13 protein-coding genes are annotated in these 16687 nt (G+C 70.9%); 6 read left to right on the top strand and 7 right to left on the bottom strand.

Features of this window, described 5'->3' with window-relative positions:
- From purL to xerD, 3 genes are all read right to left on the bottom strand, one after another.
- Window positions 1–3957, bottom strand: coding sequence for a phosphoribosylformylglycinamidine synthase (purL, locus tag WB794_RS00215; protein WP_337333827.1), 3957 nt, complete (start codon window positions 3955–3957; stop codon window positions 1–3).
- 95 nt (window positions 3958–4052) lie between these two features.
- Window positions 4053–4766 (bottom strand): DsbC family protein, encoded by a 714-nt coding sequence (locus WB794_RS00220; RefSeq protein ID WP_337333828.1) that lies wholly within the window; start codon window positions 4764–4766, stop codon window positions 4053–4055.
- 126 nt (window positions 4767–4892) lie between these two features.
- Window positions 4893–5843, bottom strand: a complete 951-nt coding sequence (gene xerD / locus WB794_RS00225; protein WP_337333829.1) for a site-specific tyrosine recombinase XerD — start codon at window positions 5841–5843, stop codon at window positions 4893–4895.
- Window positions 5844–5909: 66 nt separating this feature from the next.
- Between xerD and WB794_RS00230 the strand changes: the two genes are divergently transcribed.
- The gene (locus tag WB794_RS00230) at window positions 5910–6392 is read left to right on the top strand and encodes an RDD family protein (RefSeq protein ID WP_337333830.1); all 483 of its coding nucleotides are present in this window, start codon (window positions 5910–5912) and stop codon (window positions 6390–6392) included.
- An 11-nt stretch (window positions 6393–6403) separates the two neighbouring features.
- On the opposite strand, the gene lpxH is transcribed toward WB794_RS00230, so the two are convergent.
- Complete coding sequence (gene lpxH / locus WB794_RS00235; RefSeq protein WP_337334014.1) at window positions 6404–7138, bottom strand: UDP-2,3-diacylglucosamine diphosphatase; 735 nt, start codon at window positions 7136–7138, stop codon at window positions 6404–6406.
- 44 nt (window positions 7139–7182) lie between these two features.
- Window positions 7183–7830 carry a peptidylprolyl isomerase gene (locus WB794_RS00240; protein WP_337333831.1) on the bottom strand — a complete coding sequence of 216 codons (648 nt, stop codon included), beginning with the start codon at window positions 7828–7830 and terminating at the stop codon, window positions 7183–7185.
- A gap of 149 nt (window positions 7831–7979) precedes the next feature.
- Here WB794_RS00240 and WB794_RS00245 point away from each other — a divergent pair, with 149 nt between their 5' ends.
- The 3 genes from WB794_RS00245 to WB794_RS00255 are packed head-to-tail and all read left to right on the top strand — an operon-like array spanning window position 7980 to window position 12138.
- Window positions 7980–9974: a transglycosylase SLT domain-containing protein gene (locus WB794_RS00245; protein ID WP_337333832.1), complete on the top strand. Its 1995-nt coding sequence runs from the start codon at window positions 7980–7982 to the stop codon at window positions 9972–9974.
- Window positions 9971–10915: a complex I NDUFA9 subunit family protein gene (locus WB794_RS00250; RefSeq protein WP_337333833.1), complete on the top strand. Its 945-nt coding sequence runs from the start codon at window positions 9971–9973 to the stop codon at window positions 10913–10915. The genes WB794_RS00245 and WB794_RS00250 overlap by 4 nt, the downstream gene beginning before the upstream one ends.
- Window positions 10912–12138, top strand: coding sequence for a multifunctional CCA addition/repair protein (locus WB794_RS00255; protein WP_337333834.1), 1227 nt, complete (start codon window positions 10912–10914; stop codon window positions 12136–12138). Before WB794_RS00250 ends, WB794_RS00255 begins: the two co-directional genes overlap by 4 nt.
- Window positions 12139–12157: 19 nt before the next feature.
- Here WB794_RS00255 and WB794_RS00260 read toward each other — a convergent pair whose 3' ends face one another.
- Complete coding sequence (locus WB794_RS00260) at window positions 12158–12943, bottom strand: SEL1-like repeat protein (RefSeq protein ID WP_337333835.1); 786 nt, start codon at window positions 12941–12943, stop codon at window positions 12158–12160.
- A 129-nt stretch (window positions 12944–13072) separates the two neighbouring features.
- Window positions 13073–13957, bottom strand: coding sequence for a protease HtpX (gene htpX, locus WB794_RS00265; RefSeq protein ID WP_337334015.1), 885 nt, complete (start codon window positions 13955–13957; stop codon window positions 13073–13075).
- 68 nt (window positions 13958–14025) lie between these two features.
- Here htpX and gluQRS point away from each other — a divergent pair, with 68 nt between their 5' ends.
- The gene (gluQRS, locus tag WB794_RS00270) at window positions 14026–14922 is read left to right on the top strand and encodes a tRNA glutamyl-Q(34) synthetase GluQRS (RefSeq protein ID WP_337333836.1); all 897 of its coding nucleotides are present in this window, start codon (window positions 14026–14028) and stop codon (window positions 14920–14922) included.
- 96 nt (window positions 14923–15018) lie between these two features.
- A complete protein-coding gene (locus tag WB794_RS00275) occupies window positions 15019–16671 on the top strand; it encodes a tetratricopeptide repeat protein (RefSeq protein ID WP_337333837.1) in 1653 nt (550 codons plus the stop codon).
- The last annotated feature ends 16 nt before the right edge of the window (window positions 16672–16687 follow it).

Below are 16687 nucleotides of genomic sequence, written 5' to 3' on the forward strand. Positions count from 1 at the left end.
TCAGCCCAGCCAGGCGCGGGCATTGCGGAACATCCGCAGCCACGGCCCGTCCTCACCCCAGTCGGCCGGCCGCCAGGACATCTGCACGCTGCGGAACACGCGCTCGGGGTGCGGCATCATCAGGGTGGCGCGACCGTCGAGGCTGGTGAGGCCGGCAATGGCGTCGGTCGAGCCGTTCGGATTGAACGGGTAGCCCGGCGAGGCTGCTCCGTCCGGTGCCACATAGCGCAGCGCCACGCGCGCCTGCGCGGCGTCGGCGGGATCGCGGAACGTCGCGCGGCCCTCGCCGTGCGAGGTCGCCACCGGAAGGCGCGAGCCAGCCATGCCCTGCAGGAAGACCGACGGCGATTCCTCCACTTCCAGCATCGCCAGGCGCGCCTCGAAGCGCCCCGAGGCGTTGTGCAGGAAAGCCGGCCAGTGCTGCGCACCCGGGATCAGTTCGCGCAGGTGGCTGAGCATCTGGCAGCCGTTGCACACGCCCAGGGTGAAGCGGTCGTCGCGCGCGAAGAACGCGGCGAACTGCTCGCGCAGCGGCGCGCGCTCGAGGATCGAGGTGGCCCAGCCGCGCCCGGCTCCGAGCACGTCGCCGTAGCTGAATCCGCCGCAGGCCGCCAGCCCGCGGAAGTCGTCCAGCCGCAGGCGGCCTTCGATCAGGTCGGTCATGTGCACGTCCACCGCCTCGAAGCCGGCACGGTCGAAGGCTGCCGCCATCTCGACCTGTCCGTTGACGCCCTGCTCGCGCAGGATCGCCACGCGCGGGCGCGCGCCGCTGGCGATGTAGGGCGCGGCAATGTCCTCGGCCGGATCGAAGCCGAGCCTCGGTGCGAGCGGCGGCGCGGAAAAATCGCGCCGCGCCGCGCGCTCGGCATCGGCACTTTCGGGTGTGTCGCGCAGCGCCTGCATGGCGTGCGTCACCTGCCACCAGGCATCGAACAGCTCCTGCCAGCCCCATTCGGCCAGCATGTCGCGCCCGGCCAGCACGCGCACGCGCGGTGAGGCGAGCGGCTTGCCGATGCGCTGCGCGCAGTGGGTGAGTCCGTGCCGGTCCACCAGGTCGGCGAATTCGGCGCGGTCGTCCATCGATACCTGCACGATCACGCCCAGCTCTTCGCAGAACAGCGTGCTGAACGGATCGTCGCCCCAGTGATCGAGCTGGATTTCCAGCCCGCAGTGCGAGGCGAAGCCCATCTCGCACAGCGCGGCGAACGCGCCGCCGTCGCTGCGGTCGTGACAGGCCAGGACGATGCCGGTGTCGCGCGCGTCGCGGACCAGATTGAACAGCCCGCGCAGCAGTTCGGGCGAATCGAGATCGGGCGGCTCGCCGCCGAAGGTGCCGTGCACCTGCGACAGGATCGAACCGCCGAGGCGGCGCTTGCCGCCGCCCAGCCCGATCAGCCACAGCTCCGAATCGACCTCGCGCGCCAGCACCGGCGTCAGCGCCTGGCGTACGTCGCGCACCCGCGCGAAGGCCGACACCACCAGCGAGACGGGGGAGATGCAGCGATGGGCTTCGCCCGGATTGGGGATTGGGGATTGGGGATTCGAGAGGATGGAGTCGGGCGGGCTCTTTGCTCCTGCCAATCCCGAATCCCCACTCCCGAATCCCGTCCACCTGGAGGCCATCGACAGCGAGTCCTTGCCGACCGGGATCGAAATGTCGAGCGCCGGGCACAGCTCCATGCCCACGGCGCGGACGGCGTCGAACAGGCGCGCGTCCTCGTCGCCGTGGCCGCAGGCGGCCATCCAGTTGGCCGAAAGCTTGATCTCGGCGAGATCGGCCACCGGCGCGGACAGGAGGTTGGTGATGGCCTCGCCCACCGCCATGCGTGCGGCGGCGGCGGAATCGAGCAGCGCCAGCGGCGCGCGCTCGCCGATCGACAGCGCCTGCCCGGTGTATCCGGAGAAGTCGTCCAGGCTGATGCCGCAGTCGGCCAGCGGTATCTGCCAGGGACCGACCATCTGGTCGCGCGCCACCAGGCCGCCGACGGTGCGATCGCCGATCGTCACCAGGTAGTTCTTGCTCGCCACGCTCGGGTGCGACAGCACGCGCAGGCCGGCCTCGCGCAGGTCCATCGCCCCGGTATCCAGGCGCGGCCAGCGCGCGTTCGCGCCGCGCTCGGCGTCGCGCTGCATCTTCGGCGCCTTGCCGAAGAGAAGATCCATCGGGATGTCGATGGCGGCTTCGCCGCGGAATTGAGGATTCGGGATTGGGGATTCGTCGAGCGGGCACTCCGCCACGAGGAGGTGTTCCTCCACCGTGGCGACGCCGACGACGGCGTGGGGACAGCGCTCGCGGGCGCAGATCGCGCGGAAGGCGTCGAGGTGTTCGGCCGCGATGCCCAGAACGTAGCGCTCCTGGGACTCGTTGCACCACAGCTGCATCGGCGAGAGCGACGGGTCGTCGCGCGGAATGGCGGCAAGATCGATCACCCCGCCCACGCCCGAATCGTGCAGCAGCTCGGGGATGGCGTTGGACAGCCCGCCCGCGCCGACATCGTGCGCGCTGCGGATCGGATTGTCGGCACCGCGCGCGAAGCAGGCGTCGATCACCTCCTGGCAACGGCGCTGCATTTCCGGGTTGTCGCGCTGCACCGAGGCGAAATCCAGTCCTTCCGAACTTTCGCCGCTGGCCAGCGAACTGGCGGCACCACCGCCCAGCCCGATCAGCATCGCCGGGCCGCCCAGCACCACCACCGCGTCACCGGGGCGCACGGGGAGCTTTTCCACCTGTTCGGGATCGATCGCGCCGACGCCGCCGGCCAGCATGATCGGCTTGTCGTAGCCGCGCACCAGGCCCGATTCGGGGGTTTCCAGCTCGAAGCTGCGGAAGTAGCCGGTGACCGCCGGGCGGCCGAACTCGTTGTTGAAGGCCGCCGCACCGAGCGGCCCGTCCAGCATGATCTGGAGGGCCGAGGCCATGCGCGGATTGAGCGGGCGCGCCGCTTCCCAGGGCTGCGGCAGGGTCGGGATGCGCAGGTGCGAGACGGAAAAACCGCTCAGACCGACCTTGGGCTTACCGCCGCGCCCGGTGGCTCCTTCGTCGCGGATTTCGCCACCCGCGCCGGTCGCGGCACCGGGAAAGGGCGCGATCGCGGTAGGGTGATTGTGGGTTTCAACCTTGATCGCGAAGGCACTCGGCTGCACCGCACCGGCACCCCAGGTACCGGTTTCAGGATCGCACCGGAAGCGCCGCGCCGGGAAACCCTCGATCACCGCCGCGTTGTCCTTGTAGGCGCTGAGGGTGAGCTGGGGGGACTTCGCGTGGGTGTTGCGGATCATCGCGAACAGGCTGCGCGGCTGCGCCTGCCCATCGAGTGTCCAGCTCGCGTTGAAGTTCTTGTGCCGGCAGTGCTCGGAGTTGGCCTGCGCGAACATCATCAGCTCGGCATCGGTGGGATCGCGCCCCAGCGCGCCGTAGCGTTCGCGCAGGTAGTCGATCTCGTCCGCGGACAGCGCCAGGCCCAGCGTCGCGTTGGCCGCCTCCAGCCCGGCCAGCGGCACGCGCACCACGCCGCCCGGCGCGGGCGCGTCGAACAGGGCGGCGGCCGCGGCAAGATCGGGCACCAGCGATTGGGTCATCGGATCGTGCAGCAGCGCCGCCACCGCCGGTTCGATGCCGGGCGTCAGCCCCGCCACCGCGAAGTGCTGGCCGCGCTCGACCCGCCGCACCGCCAGCCCCGCGCCGCGCACGATTTCGGTGGTCTTGCTCGACCAGGGCGAGATCGTGCCCAGGCGCGGCAGCGCCAGCCGCCCTGCGGGCAGCGGCGCATCGAGCACGGCGGCACCCAGCACCCGCGCCAGATCGCGCGCATCGACGACCCGCCCCGGTTCGGGCTGGGCAAAATAGATGTCCGATACGGCCCCGAGCATCAGCCTTGCATCGAGCGCCCGCAGCCGCGCCTGGAGGCGCGATTGCGCGTGGGCGCTCAGGGCGGTCCGGGCCTGGAATACCAGCATGGTTGTCATCGGGTCGGACGAAAGGGACTCAATTCTAACGAAAGGGCCCGCCGGCTTGGCCTGGCGGGCCCGATGCGGAGACGGGATCGCGGGGATCAGCGCGCGCCGGCCAGTGCGTCCAGGCGCTGGAGCAGCTGTTCCGGCGGCAGGTAGCCGCCCAGCTGGGTGCCATCCCTGGTGTACACCGCCGGGGTTCCGTTCACGCCCACGCTCTGGCCCAGCTCGTAGTCGGCGGCCACGGGATTGTCACAGGTCTTCGATTCGAGCTTTCCGCCGGCCTTGGCGTTGTCCATGGCCTTGTTGCGATCGGTCGCGCACCACACCGACACCGCCTTGTCGTACGACTCCCCGCCCACGCCCGAGCGCGGGAAGAACAGGTACTCCACGCTGATGCCGCGCTTGTTGTACTCGGCCATCTCGCCGTGCATGCGGCGGCAGTAGCCGCAGTCGATGTCGGTGAACACGGTGACCGCATACTTCTCGTTCTTGGCCGGGAAGATGATGCGCCGCTCCGGACCCGCCGCCGCCAGCGCGCCCTTGCGCAGGCCCGCCTTGGTATTCTCGGTCAGGTCGATCTTGTTGGGAATGTCGAACACCGAACCCTGGAACAGGAACCGGCCGTCGGCGCTGATGTAGATGACCTGGCCCTGCAGCACGACCTGATAGAAGTTGGGCACCTGCGACTCGGCAATGCTGTCGATCTTGGCACCGGGCACCAGCGACTTGATGGCAGCCTCAACCGCGGAATCGTCGGCGGAAGCGGAAAACGCGGCCGCGCCCAGCGCGGCGGCGATCAGAAAGCGGTTCATGGCGGTTCCTCGGGAACGGTAATGGGACTGCAACGCGCGTTCGACCGGGCCGCAGGCAGAAAGTTCATGGGCAAGGATAAGGGAGCGGCCTCTACCGGGCCAGTGGCGAACGGCGTGGCCGGTGTCTCAGCCGCGCGGATGGTGGCGGGCGTGGAGCTGCTGCAGGCGCTCCTTCGCCACGGCGGTGTAGATCTGGGTGGTGGAGAGGCTGGCGTGACCAAGCAGCATCTGCAGCGATCGCAGGTCGGCACCGTGGTTGAGCAGGTGGGTGGCGAAGGCGTGGCGCAGGCCGTGCGGCGTCACCCGCGCCGCGTCGATGCCGGCGGCGAGGGCGATGCGCTTGAGGCCCCGCCAGAAGAGCTGGCGACTCACCGCGGTGCCGCGCCGGGTGAGGAACAGCGGTTCGCGCACGCGCCCGCCGGCGAGCAGCGGACGCGACCGGGCCAGATAGCGATCCAGCCAGTGCGCGGCTTCCTCGCCGATGGGAAGCACCCGATCCTTGCCGCCCTTGCCGGTGACGCGCAGCGCGCCCTGGCGCAGGTTCACTTCCGCAAGCCGCAGGCCGGTCAGTTCGGAAACGCGCAGGCCGGCCCCGTACATGAGCTCCAGCATCGCGCGATCGCGCAGGCCCAGCGGGCTTTCCGCATCCGGTGCCGCCAGCAGCGCCTCGACCTCGCTTTCGGCCAGGGTGCGCGGCAGTTTGCGCCGCGCCTTGGGGCGCTGCACCAGGGCGGTGGGATCCTCTGCCATCGTGCCCAGGCGCACCTGCCGGGCGTAGAAGGCACGCAGGCTCGACATCAGTCGCGCGTTGCTGCGCGGGTCGTAGCCGGCGTCGGTGCGCCAGGCGAGGTAGTCGAACAGTCGGGCGCGGTCCAGCGCATCCAGGCGCACCGCGTCGCCCAGCCAGCGCGCCAGGCCTTCGAGATCGCGCCGGTAGCTGGCCTGGGTTTGGGCGGAGATGCCGCGCTCGGCCCAGAGGTGGTCGATGAAGGCGTCGATCTGGCCGCGCGCCGCCTCCGGCACGGGCGGCATGGCGCGGGCGCGCAGGCGTCGGCGGGTAATGGCCTCGGAAGACATGTGCCCAGCATAGCGGCCGGAGCGCCACGCCCGCCGCACGCGGCGTGCTGCCGCTATCCTTCGCCGATGACCGCGCCCGATTCGCCTTCCCCGCCCCGCCTCGCCGCCGAACCCGCTGCGCTGGGCTTCCGCCTGATGGCGATGATCTACGACCTGCTGCCGCTGGGCGCACTGTGGTTCGCCACCGCCGCGCTGGTGCTGCTGGCGCGCGGCGGCGCGCCGGTGACGCCCGGCAGTCCGGCGGCCTATCTGGAGTTCGCGCTGATGCTGGCGGTCGGGTTCGGCTATTTCGGCCTGAGCTGGCGGCGCGGCGGGCAGACGCTGGGCATGCGCGCCTGGCGGCTGCGGCTGGTGCGGTACGATGGCGAATCCACCCCGGAATGGGGCGAACTGGCGCGCCGCTACCTCGCCGCCGGGGTGTCGCTGGCGGCCTTCGGCCTGGGGTTTCTCTGGAGCCTGATCGACCCTGAGCGGCGCACCTGGCACGACCTCGCCTCGCACACCGCGATGGTGCGGCTGCCCAAGCCCGGCAAGACCCGCGGCGGCTGACGCCGGCGGGATCAGTCCGGCAGGATCAGTCCGGCCAGTTCACAGCGCCCGTCCTCGTACATCCGCAGCACGCTGCCCTGTTCGTACCAGTCGCCCAGCACGATGCGCTGGCGCGGCACGCCGTCGACCACCAGGTCGTGCACCGCCGGGCGATGGGTGTGGCCGTGGATCATGCGGGAGACGCCGTAGCGGCGGAAAAAGTCCTCCACCGCATGCGGCGCGGCGTCGCCGATCTCCTGCGAGGTCATGGCCTGCTGGTGCGCGGCGCTGGACTGACGCGCGGCCTGGGCGAAGGCGCGACGCTCGGCCAGCGGCCGCGCCAGAAGCGCGCGCTGCCAGTCTGGATCGCGCACCTGGCGGCGAACGGCCTGGTACGCGGCGTCGTCCACGCACAGCAGATCGCCATGCAGGAGCAGGATCGGCTCGCCGCCCGGTGCGATCACGCAAGGGTCGGGCAGGATCTCGAAACCGGCGCGGGTCGCGTAGCCGCCGCCGAGGAGAAAATCGCGGTTGCCGCGAATGAAGGCGATCCGCGTGCCGCCATCGGCCAGCGCGCGCAGCGCCTGCGCCACGCGCGCGGGCAGCTCGGCGTCGTCGTCGTCACCCACCCAGGCCTCGAAAAGATCGCCCGGGATGTAGAGCGCCGGCGACCGCGCGGCTTCTTCGCGCAGGAAGGCGAGGAACAGGTCGGTGATCTGCGGCCTGGCCGGATCCAGATGCAGATCGGAGACGAACAGGGCGCGCACGCGGCTGCCGCCGGCATCGGTGCGCGCCTGTCCCACGGGCGGACTTACTCCGCGTCCGCCGGCACGGCCGCGGCCAGCACTTCGGCGCGCTCGATCACGACCGCCTGGGTCGGGACATCGGAGTGGAACGGTCCCTGGCCGCCGGTCGGGATGGCGCGGATCTTGTCGACCACGTCCATGCCTTCGACCACCTTGCCGAACACGGCATAGCCCCAGGTCATGCCGTTCTCGTCGCTGACGTAGTCGAGGCGCGGGTTGTCCACGAGGTTGATGAAGAACTGCGAGTTGGCCGAGTGCGGCTCGCCGGTACGCGCCATCGCGAGGGTGCCGCGCAGGTTGGAAAGCCCGTTGCTCGCCTCGTTACGGATCGGGGCGCGGGTCGGCTTGGGCTGGAGGTCGGCGGTGTAGCCGCCGCCCTGCGCCATGAAGTTGTCGATCACGCGGTGGAAGACGGTGCCGTTGTAGTAGCCGTCCTTCACATAGGCGAGGAAGTTCTCCGAAGAGATCGGTGCCTTGGCCGCGTCGAGTTCGATCACGATGTCGCCAAGATTGGTGTGCAGCGCCACGCGCGGTGCCGGGGCGGCGATTTCAGCCGGCGCGGCGGCAGGTGCGGCGGCCGGCGCGGTGGATTCCTGGGCAAAAGCCAGCGCCGGAACCAGCAGGCCGGCGAACATCAGGGAACGAAGGATCATGGACGTGCTTCTCCGCAAGGTCAGAGGTGGCGCAGGCTGCGCCGGAGCCGCCAAGTGTAACCGTCCCGCGCGCCGCGTGGCTGTGCCACACCAGAACGACCTGCGCTGGCGCGGTCGGAGCCGGCGCGCGCACGGGATACACTGTGGACATGCGACGGCACCTGCTCCCGGTCCTTGTTTCGTGCGCGCTGGCGCTTCTGGCCGGCCCCGGCGTTCGCCCGGCCGGGGCGGTGTCGCCGCACACCGACCTGGCGGCCCAGCGCGCCGGTTTCGCACGCGCACTGGAGGCTGCCGAATCACGCCCGCTGGCGGAATTTTCCGCAGCGGCGCGCGACTATGCGCAGCACCCGCTGGCACCGTATCTCGACTACACCGCGCTGCGCCGCCAGCTCGATCGCGCCAGCGCGAGGACGGTCAAGACCTTCCTCGACGCGCATCCGGACCTGCCGGTGTCCGCGACGCTGCGCGATCAGGCGCTGCGCGCGCTCGCGCAACGCGAGGACTGGGCGGGATTCCGCTCGCTGTACGCGGGCAGCGCGGATGCCGAACTGCGCTGCGCCGACCTTCTTTCCCGCCGTGACGCCACGCCCGACACCGCCTGGCTCGACGCCGGTCTGGCCCTGTGGCTGAGCGGCCGCTCGCAGCCGGCACGCTGCGATGCGGTGTTCGAGGTGGTGCGCCAGCGCGGACTGCTCACCGAGGCGCGCACGCTGGAACGCATCGCGCTGGCAGCGACCGAGCACAACCTCGGCCTCATGCGCCATCTCGCGCGCGGCCTGCCGGCGGCACAGGCGAAGCGCGCCAATGCGCAGGCCGACTACCTGGCCGGCCCGACCGCCGCGCTGGCCTCCGGCTGGCCCGACGACGCGGCCAGCCGGCGCATTGCACTCCTGGGCGTGACGCGGGTAGCCAAGGCCGATCCGGATGCCGCCGAGGCGCTGTTCGCCGCGCTGCAGGGCCGCTTCAGCTTCGACGCCGCGCAGCGCGGCGAAGCGCTCAACCAGATTGCGCTGTGGAGCGCGGCCTCCTACCTGCCTGACAGCGCGCGGCGCTTTGCCGCCGTGCCCGCCGAGGCCTGGGATGCGCGCCTGCACGAATGGCGGTTCCGCGAGGCGTTGGCGCGCGGTGACGACCGGGCCGCGCTGGCCGCCATCGCGATGATGCCGTCGGCGCAGCGCGCCGAGCCGCGCTGGCGCTACTTCGAGGCGCGTCTGCGCGAGCGCGCCGGCGACACCGCGGCGCGCGCCATCCTGGACGCGCTTTCAGCCGAGCCGAGCTACTACGGATTCCTCGCTGCCGAACGCATCGGCGCGCCCTATGCCCTGTGCCCGCGCGAGGCATCGCTGGAAGCGCCGGCGCTGCGCCGCAGCCTGGAAGCGCGACCCGGTTTCGTGCGCGCCATGGAATTGTTCGCGCTGGGCCGGATCGGCTGGGCGCGGCGCGAGTGGGACGCGCTCAAGAGCTCGCTGTCGCCGGACGAGCGCCGCGTCGCGGTGGCGCTGGCGGACGCCGCGGGCTGGCATGATCGCGGCCCGTTCACGCTCAACGCCGGCGACGATCTCGCCTACTACCGCCTGCGCTTCCCGCTGCCCTTCGAGCGCCAGATTCGGCGCGAGGCGCGCGCGCACGGGCTGGATCCGTCCTGGGTGGTGGCGTTGATCCGCGCCGAGAGCGCCTGGGCACCGGATGCGCGTTCGCACGCCAACGCACGCGGCCTCATGCAGCTCCTGCCCTCCACCGCGCGGATGGAAGCCACCCGGCGCGGGCAGCGCTATCCGGGCGATGCGGAACTGTTCGATCCAAAGGAAAACCTCAGCCTCGGCATCGCGCATCTGGCCACGATGCTGGAACGACACGGCGGCCTGCCCTTCCTGGCCACCGCCGCCTACAACGCCGGCCCCTCGCCGGTGGCGCGCTGGCTGGCGCAGCGCCCGGTGGCGGATGTGGACCTGTGGATCGAAACGATTCCCTACCGCGAAACTCGCGAGTACGTAGCGCGGATCCTCGCCTTCGCCACCGTCTACGACTGGCGTCTGGAAGGCCGCGCCGTGCCCATCGCCCAGCGCGCGCTGGGCCAACGTCCCGCGGCGGCCGAACGGCATCCGTTCGCCTGCCCGACCACTCTGCCCGGGAGTTCCTCATGAGCCTGTCCCGCATCGTCGTATTCGGCGGCACCGGCTTCGTCGGCCGCCGCCTGGTCGCCGAACTGGTCCGCCGCGGGTTCGCGGTCACGGTACCCAGCCGCAACCGCGAGCGCCAGCGCGATCTGCTGGTGCTGCCCGGGGTCGAGGTGGTGACCGCCGACGTCTACGCCGCGGCCGATCTGCGCCGGCTGCTGGACGGCGCACAGGCCGCGATCAACCTGATCGGCATCCTCAACGAGCGCGGCCGCCGCGGACACGGCTTCCAGCGCGCCCACGTCGATTTCACCGACAGCCTGATCGCCGCCTGCCGCGCGAGTGGCGTGCGCCGCCTGCTGCAGATGAGTGCGCTCAACGCCGGGCGCGGTGAAAGTCACTATCTGCGCACGCGCGGCCAGGCCGAAGACAGCGTGCGCGGCTCCGGACTGGAGTGGACGATCTTCCAGCCCTCGGTGATCTTCGGGCCGGGCGATGGCCTGTTCGACCGCTTCGCCAAACTGCTGCGGCTCGCACCCGTGCTGCCGCTGGCGCGCGCCGGCGCGCGCTTCGCGCCGGTGTACGTGGGGGACGTGACGGAGGCCTTCGTGCGCGCGCTGGAAGACCCGGCCACCATCGGACAGCTCTACGAAATCTACGGCGCGGAAACGCTCAGCCTCGCGGAAATCGTCCGCTACACCGCGCGCTGCCTCGGCCTGCGCCGCGCCATCCTGCCGCTGCCCGACGCGCTCGGCCGTCTGCAGGCGGCGATCTTCGACTTCGTGCCGGGCAAACCCTTCTCGACCGACAACTTCCTCTCGCTCAAGCGCGATGCCGTGGGCGGGATCGACGGGCTGTATCGGCTCGGCATCGAAAAGACCCCGATCGATGCCATCGTGCCGCAGCAGCTCGGCGTCGGTGCGCGCCAGCCGCGCCACGACCGCTGGCGACGGGCGCGGCGCGCGTGAAGACGTTTCTGGTCGGCGGCGCGGTGCGCGATGCGTTGCTGGGTCTGGCGCCAGGCGACCGCGATTTCGTGGTGGTGGGTGGCACGCCCGAGGCGATGGTGGCGGCCGGCTACACCCCCGTCGGGCGCGACTTCCCGGTGTTCCTGCACCCGCAAACGCACGAGGAATACGCCCTGGCGCGCTGCGAGCGCAAGGCCGGGCGCGGCTATCGCGGCTTCTCCGTGGTGGCCACGCCCGACATCACGCTGGAAGAAGATCTGGCGCGGCGCGACTTCACCGTCAACGCCATGGCGCAGGATGCAGACGGCAGCCTGATCGATCCCCATGGCGGCGCGGCGGATCTTGCGGCGCGTGTGCTGCGCCACGTCTCCCCCGCCTTTGCCGAAGACCCGGTACGGATCCTGCGCGCGGCGCGCTTCATGGCGCGCTGGGCGCGACTGGGTTTTTCCGTGGCGGCCGAGACTCTGGAGCTGATGCGCGCCATGGTGGCCGATGGCGAGGTCGATCACCTGGTGCCCGAGCGCGTCTTCCAGGAGCTGTCGCGCGCGCTCGCCGAGCCCTCGCCCTCGGCCTTCCTGCGCACCCTGCGCGCCTGCGGCGCACTGGCCCGGGTGCTGCCCGAAGTCGATGCGCTATACGGCGTGCCGCAGCACGCGGCGCATCATCCGGAAGTGGATGCGGGCGTGCACACCGAGATGGCCTGCGACGCGGCCGCGCGGCTGGCGCCTGGCGATGCGCTGGTCGCGTTCTGCGTCCTCACCCATGACCTGGGCAAGGCGCTCACGCCGGCGCGCGAGCTGCCGGCGCACCGCGCGCACGAACATTCGGGACTGGCTCCGCTGGAAGACCTGTGCGAACGCCTTCGGGTGCCGACCGAACACGCCGCGCTCGCCCGCAGCGTCTGCCGTGAGCACCTCAACGTGCATCGCTTCCACGAGCTGAAGCCGGCTAAGGTGCACGACCTGATCGTTCGCTGCGACGGCTTCCGCAGGCCCGAGCGCATGGACCGGATCGCACTGGCCTGCGAGGCCGACAAGCGCGGCCGGCGCGAGCGCGAACGCGAGCCCTACCCGCCGCGTGACGCACTGCTTGCCGCGCACGCCGCCGCGCTCGCGGTGAAGCCGCGCGATCTCGACCTCGCCGGCCTCGGCGGCGAACAGATCGCCGAGAAGATCCGGCGCGCGCGCGTCAGCGCCATCGCTGCGGCGCGCGCGGTCGGCTAGGCCGATCCGGCCGGGCGCTTCAGTCCTTCGCCGCTTCAGTCCCGGGCACGAGGTCACCCACATGCACCTCGCCGCGCGGGGGAGATTTCCAGATCGTGTCCTGCAGCGCCCAGTACCGCTCAGGCTCCCAGTACTCCCTTGCATAGAAACGCTCGCCCGGAATCGACATCCCCGTTCCCGCCAGCGGGCCGGTGTTCGGGATGATGGTGATGTTGCCGACGAAGCCGGTGCGGCTGCCGGTCAGCTTGCGCTTCTCCCGCCGCAGCACTTTCTCCAGGCGCGGTTTGGCAACCTCGTCGCCGTACTCGGCATAGACCGCCTGGCCGCGCTCGATCGCCTCGGCGCGCGTCGATTCATCGAGCTGGTCCCAGTAGCTCTCGCGCAGGATCAGGAAGTTCGGGTAGCGCCGCTCGGCGGCCAGGTCCATCCACGCATAGCCCAGGGCACGATCCTGCGGCACGCCGATGCCCTGCCAGTGCATCTCGGCCACCATGGCCTGCGAGGCCTTGTCGGCGTAGCGCGCGGCCTGAAGGAAATGCGTCATCGCCTGCCCATGGCGGCCGTTGGCGTAGTCGTGCAGCCCTTCCCGCCGCCAGCGCAGGTCGGGATGCGCCGCCATGAACCCCTCGGTCATCGCCTCGATCGCAATGCCCGGTTCGCCCACGAAATCGCCGTGCCGCGGCGCTTCCGGCCGCTCCTGCCAGCGCACCTCGCGCGGCTCGCCGGCCTGCGCTGCCGCCCACGGCACGATCGCCAGCACGGTACCCACCGCAGCGACAGCTCGCCACACGGCTCTCTTTCCCATGGTTCCACTCCTCTCCGCCCCGGATCCGCTCCGGTATGCATTTACTGCTACGGGCGAGAGCGCGGAACCGTCGCAGCCTTGCGCAAATCGAGGGCGCGGCGTGGAGACAGCGGGCGGAAGGAGCGGCGTTTACGCGGCCTCGCGCAGCGCGCGGATGCGCTCCTCCAGCGGCGGGTGCGACATCATCAGCTTGCGCAGCCCGTGCGCGATGCCGCCGGAAATGCCGAAGGCGCGGATCTGGTCGGGCAGCGTACTCTGGCCGCGGTTGCCCGCCAGCCGCTGCAGCGCGGCGATCATCTTCCCGCGCCCTGCGAGGCGCGCGCCGCCGGCATCGGCGCGAAACTCGCGCCAGCGGCTGAAGGCCATCGCGATCATCGAGGCAAACAGCCCGAACACCAGTTCCAGCACCGTCACGATGATGTAGTAGAAGAAGCTCGGCCCGCCGTCATTGTCGCGATTGCCCGAAAGCATGGCGTCGATGGTGCGGCCGACCACGCGCGCGAGAAACAGCACGAAGGTGTTGAGCACGCCCTGGATCAGCGCCATGGTCACCATGTCGCCGTTGGCGACGTGGCTGACCTCGTGCGCCAGCACGGCCTCGGCCTCGTCCCTGTCCATCGCGCGCAGCAGGCCGGTCGAAACCGCCACCAGCGAACTGTTGCGGGTGGCACCGGTGGCGAACGCATTGACATCGGGCGCGTCGTAGATCGCCACTTCGGGCATGCGGATACCGGCAGCCTGCGCCTGCCGCTCCACGGTCTGGAACAGCCAGCGCTCCACCTCGTTGCGGGGCTGGGTGATGACCTGCGCGCCGGTGCTGCGCTTGGCCATGGTCTTGGACATCAGCAGGGAAATCATCGCCCCGCCGAAACCGAACACGGCCGCGAATACCAGCAGGGTGCCGTTCTGGCCCGGTTGAATCCCGAACGCCTTTTCCAGCACGCTCATCACGATGCCCAGCAGGACCAGGACCGCAAGGTTGGTGGCGAGAAACAGCGCGATGCGTCGAATCATCATGGGAACCTTCCTTGAAGAAAGATGCCGGAGCCTCCGGCGCGCAGTGGAGTGCGGATTGTGCAGAAATGAAGCCATCGTCCGCTGAATTCAAGCCGGGTCGATACCGCGGCCGTTTCGCGCCCTCGCCCACCGGGCCGCTGCATTTCGGTTCGCTGGTGGCGGCCCTCGGCAGCTTCCTGCGCGCCCGCGCGCAGGGCGGCCAGTGGCTGCTGCGGGTGGAGGACATCGACACCCCGCGCGTGGTGCCCGGTGCCACGGACCTGCAGCTCGACGCGCTGCGCCGCTTCGGGCTGGACTGGGACGAGGAGCCGATGTGGCAAAGCCGGCGGCTGGAGGCGTATCGCGCCGCGCTCGATCGGCTGCGCGCGGACGAGCGGGTGTTCGCCTGCCGCTGCAGCCGCAGCGCGCTGGCCGGCGCGCCGCACCGCGGCTGCCTGTCCACGCGCCGCGATGGCCCGGTGGCCTGGCGGCTGCGCGTGCCGGATCGCGTCATCACCTTCGTCGACGCCATCCGCGGGCCGCGCCGGCAAAACCTCGCGCAGGACGTGGGGGATGTGGTGCTCTGGCGCGGCGATGGCCTGGTGGCCTACCAGCTTGCGGTGGTGGTGGACGACGCGGCCCAGGGCATCAGCGAGGTGGTGCGCGGTGCCGACCTGATCGACTCCACCGCGCGCCAGATCTTCCTGCAGGAATCGCTCGGCTTGCCGACGCCCGCCTACGCCCACCTGCCGCTGGCGCTGGATGCCGATGGCCACAAGCTCGGCAAGTCGCAGCAGGCGCTGGCGCTGGACGCTGCCCGTCCGATCCCGGCGCTGCGCGCCGCCTGGGCCTTCCTCGGGCAGCGCTCCGAGGCGCTGGATGACGCCCTGGACCTGCCGCGTCTGCTCGACGCCGCCATCGCCGCGTTCGACCTGACGCGCGTGCCGCGGAGTGATCGCCGCATCGCCACGACGCTGGCCTGAAGCCACCTGCGCGGCGAGCAGGCGGAAAACTGCGATGCGGCGCGCAGATTCAATCCGCGCTACTCTCCGACCACCTCTCGCCCACCCGCCGAGCCCATGACTCAGGATCAACGCACCGAACGCCATCGGAAAGCCGGAAAGCTGTTTCGCGACAGGGACTACGCCGGCGCGCTGAAGATCCTGGACGAACTTGTCGCCTCCCACCCCGACGCCGCGCCGCTGCACGTCCACCGCGGGCGCTGCCTCAATGCGCTGGGGCGTCCGGCCGAGGCGGCGATGGCGCTCGACGCCGCGCTGGCGCTCGCGCCCGATCACGTTCCCACGCTGCTGGCGCGGGTGGAACTTGCCGAAGAGCATTACGAAGCGCTCGACATCCTGCCGCTGCTGCGGCGCGCGATCGCGCGCGAGCCGGAAAATGCCGCCGCGCACTTCTTCTTCGCACGCGCCGTGCTCGATGGCGCGGCCGATGCCGACGACGCCGGCGCGGTCGAGGAGGCGCTCGCCAGCCTGGACCTCAGCATCGCGCTGGATCCGCAGCGCGCCGAAGCCTGGGCCCGCCGCGGCCAGTACCATCACCTGCGCGCACACGATGCCGCGGACGGCCAGGACGTGGTGCACGATGCCCTCGGCATCGGCTACGGCCGCAGCGCGCTGGAACAGGCCCTTTCCGACACCACCCGTGCGGCAAGCCTGACGGCCGACAACCAGTATGACCGCCTCTGCGCGCGGATCGCCGCCCTGCTCGGCCGGCACGAACTGGCCACCCACCACATGGACCGCGTGCTCGAACGCATTGCGGCCGATGCGCCGGCGCGCGCCTTCGTCGAGGAGGAACGCGCACGCTACGCCAGGGGCAAGGAAGGCGAACGCGAAGAGCTGGCCGAAATCCTCGAGCGCGCGGGTGACACCGAAGACGTGGAACGCAGCCCCGTGGAAGACGCGAGCTACGCCCTGACCCACGCCACCGCGGAACTGGTGCGCCAGGGCGTCGACCTGCAGAACGCGCTGGAGGCGATGGCGGGAGACGAATCGCCGGAAGACCTGCAGGCAACCCAGATCGCTTTCAGTCTCTACAGCGTGGCGCACGAGGCCGATCCTGAGCTGGCCGAAGTCGAACCCACGGAATTCCCCGCGTTCCAGCGCAGGCACGCTGCGGCCTGCGAGCGGGCGCTGGCACCGCTCGGATACACGCTTCTGGCCTATGCCGAGGCGCGCGGCATCAGCGCGCAGCAGGGCCGGCGCACCCTGCTCGGCCTCTTCACCCACCCCGATTACGGCAGCGCCGCATCCTTCGCGCTCAAGCCCAAGTGGCCGGGGTTCATCGGCTTCCTCCTGCTGCTCCTGAGCGGTCAGTGGAAGACCGCGCGGATGCTCGAATGCGCCACCCGCTTCGACGACGACCTCCACATGCACAGCCGCGCCGCCGGACCGGACCCGTTCGAGACCGACGGCATCCGCAACTTTTCCTTCGAGAAGCTGCCGCCGAAATCCGCGCCGCGCGAAGTGGCCGAGCGCCACATCGAGCGCGTGCTCGAACGCATCGGCGAAGGTCACGACGTGGTACCCGAGCGTTGCATTGAAGACATCGAAGCGGGCTGGCGCGCGACCAGCGCGCTGAAGCGCGAGTATCGCCAGAGCATCGGCTACGCCACCGACGGGGAGCTGCGCGCGCTCCTGGGCAGGCACTACGACGCGCTGGCCGGGCGGGTGCGCGACCGGCTGCGCCTGCTGGCCGGGTCCGGCGGCTGATTCCGCCCGGGGCGCG

Origin of the sequence: Denitratimonas tolerans, from assembly GCF_037203605.1 — a bacterium.
GTDB lineage: Bacteria > Pseudomonadota > Gammaproteobacteria > Xanthomonadales > Xanthomonadaceae > Denitratimonas > Denitratimonas tolerans.

Excerpts from the sequence above, each read along its gene's own strand:
- WB794_RS00245 (WP_337333832.1), top strand. The coding sequence starts at position 7,980 with ATGCGACGGCACCTGCTCCCGGTCCTTGTTTCGTGCGCGCTGGCGCTT.
- WB794_RS00230 (WP_337333830.1), top strand. The coding sequence starts at position 5,910 with ATGACCGCGCCCGATTCGCCTTCCCCGCCCCGCCTCGCCGCCGAACCC.
- WB794_RS00240 (WP_337333831.1), bottom strand. The coding sequence starts at position 7,830 with ATGATCCTTCGTTCCCTGATGTTCGCCGGCCTGCTGGTTCCGGCGCTG.
- WB794_RS00220 (WP_337333828.1), bottom strand. The coding sequence starts at position 4,766 with ATGAACCGCTTTCTGATCGCCGCCGCGCTGGGCGCGGCCGCGTTTTCC.
- WB794_RS00250 (WP_337333833.1), top strand. The coding sequence starts at position 9,971 with ATGAGCCTGTCCCGCATCGTCGTATTCGGCGGCACCGGCTTCGTCGGC.
- htpX (WP_337334015.1), bottom strand. The coding sequence starts at position 13,957 with ATGATTCGACGCATCGCGCTGTTTCTCGCCACCAACCTTGCGGTCCTG.
- WB794_RS00260 (WP_337333835.1), bottom strand. The coding sequence starts at position 12,943 with ATGGGAAAGAGAGCCGTGTGGCGAGCTGTCGCTGCGGTGGGTACCGTG.
- purL (WP_337333827.1), bottom strand. The coding sequence starts at position 3,957 with ATGCTGGTATTCCAGGCCCGGACCGCCCTGAGCGCCCACGCGCAATCG.
- gluQRS (WP_337333836.1), top strand. The coding sequence starts at position 14,026 with ATGAAGCCATCGTCCGCTGAATTCAAGCCGGGTCGATACCGCGGCCGT.
- WB794_RS00275 (WP_337333837.1), top strand. The coding sequence starts at position 15,019 with ATGACTCAGGATCAACGCACCGAACGCCATCGGAAAGCCGGAAAGCTG.
- xerD (WP_337333829.1), bottom strand. The coding sequence starts at position 5,843 with ATGTCTTCCGAGGCCATTACCCGCCGACGCCTGCGCGCCCGCGCCATG.